The sequence below is a fragment of the Pseudovibrio sp. POLY-S9 genome (assembly GCF_001431305.1).
Classification (GTDB): domain Bacteria; phylum Pseudomonadota; class Alphaproteobacteria; order Rhizobiales; family Stappiaceae; genus Pseudovibrio.
In genome coordinates this window covers 42997-45080 of the sequence record NZ_LCWX01000094.1, presented here as the reverse complement: position 1 = coordinate 45080, position 2084 = coordinate 42997, and the positions used below count along the sequence as shown (strand labels likewise).

Below are 2084 nucleotides of genomic sequence, written 5' to 3'. Positions count from 1 at the left end.
CAGGGAGCATGGGATCTGACTAACATCACAGTTAACGCCAGCAGCTTTTGGCGAGGTATATGCGAACCTCCCAGAAAGCGAAAAATTCAACGAATTCGGGAACATAGCTTCTTAAGTTAGCGCCTATGGAGCCATGCTCCCCTTTTTTGTGGTCTATCGCTGAAATTTATTTCGCTTGCGCCGTGCCGCGTCAGATATCATACGGAAACGATCAGCCTTCCGTTTTTCTTCTTCCGCATCAAAGTCATCGTCGTCTTCATCATCGTCCTCTTCGTTTTCAGAAGAGACCTTGCCCCGATCCAGCCATGCTTTGATCAGGAAGGCAAAGTAGACGCCGACCAGAGTGAGCGCCAGACCTGCCCATGTGAAGGCATACTGCAGGTGATTGTTGGAGAACGTCATGCGGGTCTCACCCGCCTGTGGCAGGTCACCAGCAACGCTCACGGTTTCCTGAAGGTCAATCGTGTAGGGTGCGGTCTGATCCGGCAGCAATCCCATTGCTTCAGCCATCGCCTTTGGCTCGCGCACATACCACACGCTGGTCTTCTGGTTTGGTTCTGCGGAGAACATGCTCGCCACTTCGGCTCTGCGGGCAAGGCCGGTAATGGTTATTTGTCCGCGTGGTGGAGCGGAGCCCAAACGTGTGCTGAACTCTTTGCGATCAATTGGAACAAAGCCACGATTGACCAAAACGTTCCAGCCGTCATTCGTGATGAAAGGTGCGTAAACAAAATACCCCTGCCCGCCCAGTGGGCCCTTCGGCTTGGTCAGGGTATCAAAGTAGTACAGCTCTCCGATAATAAACTGGCCAGTCAGCTCAACAGGCATATAGTCGATTTCATCGCTCGACATATCTTCCCAGGTTGCCGGGCCGGGCGCTGCAACAGCAGGCTCAGTCGCCCGCACTTCAGCGCGCGCAATCAAAGCCACCTTTTCGTCCAGACGATTGAACTGCCACAAACTCAGATTGGCAAGAATAGCTAGCCCAACTGCAGCACACAGGTGCAAGATCCAGTAGCGCTTGAGAAATGCAACTAACCCAGGCTTTGCTACTGCATCCTCAGCATCAGTGTCGTCATGTTCCATTTGATCATCTGTCACGGTGTTATCTTTGTTTTTTCTCGTGTTGCGATGAGTGTGTTCAGGAACCGGTTCAGGTTCCTCATGCCAGGCGACATCGTTTTTTCGCGCAGGCTTTGAATCAGATGAAGCATCGCCAATCTCCCTTTCAGCGATCATCAAGCTTTCCTTCCGCTGCATTGTTCTTGTACTGCAATGCAATCAACAGGCCTTTGAGTATGCGCAGAAGCGTCACACTCAACACCACAGTCACGGGTGCCCAGATAATCAAATGCAGCCAGAGTGGAGGTTCGTACGCAAACTCAACGAACAAAACACCACCAACAAGAATAAACCCCAGAATGAGAATGACAAAGACTGCAGGTCCGTCTCCAGAATCTGCAAAGTCATAGGAAAGACCGCATCTGGAACAGGACGCACGCAGGTTTAGCAGGCCCTGAAACAATGGCCCCTCCCCGCACCGTGGACATTTTCCGCGCAGACCAGCTGAAAATGGATTGGCAGGAAGGCCAAGATAAGCCTTTGTCTTCTTCCTCTCACTCATGTGAAGCCTCGGATACACAGGTGACTTTGAACGCTCGCAAGGCACCTAGGTCATATACATATAGAAAAGGCGGCTTGCGCCGCCCTTATCTTTTTTCTTTTTTCGTCTGAATTCCAGACCCACTCTTGGCTAATGCCGCAAGCTTAGCCGCCCCAGATGTAAACGGATGCAAACAGGAACAGCCAAACCACATCCACAAAGTGCCAGTACCAGGCTGCTGCCTCGAAGCCGAAGTGCTTGGTGGTGGAGAAGTGTCCAGCCAGTGCACGGAACAAACACACAGCGAGGAAGATGGTGCCCACGATCACGTGGAAGCCATGGAACCCTGTCGCCATGAAGAAGGTTGCGCCGTAGATGTTCTCGGAGAAGCCGAACGCTGCATGAGAGTATTCGTAGGCCTGACAGATGGTGAAGATCACACCCAGAACGACAGTCGCGATCAGACCCCATTTCAGGCCAT

The 2084-nt window shown here is 52.1% G+C and carries 3 protein-coding genes; all 3 read right to left on the bottom strand.

The features are described 5' to 3' along the window. Positions 1 to 153: 153 nt before the first annotated feature. A complete protein-coding gene (locus tag PPL9_RS08400; protein ID WP_208989246.1) occupies positions 154 to 1101 on the bottom strand; it encodes an SURF1 family protein in 948 nt (315 codons plus the stop codon). A 127-nt stretch (positions 1102 to 1228) separates the two neighbouring features. Further along, positions 1229 to 1624: a DUF983 domain-containing protein gene (locus tag PPL9_RS08395; protein WP_208989245.1), complete on the bottom strand. Its 396-nt coding sequence runs from the start codon at positions 1622 to 1624 to the stop codon at positions 1229 to 1231. Between the two features lie 143 nt (positions 1625 to 1767). Continuing rightward, positions 1768 to 2084: cytochrome c oxidase subunit 3 (locus tag PPL9_RS34150; RefSeq protein ID WP_244273369.1), on the bottom strand; the 317-nt coding region annotated here is incomplete at its 5' end.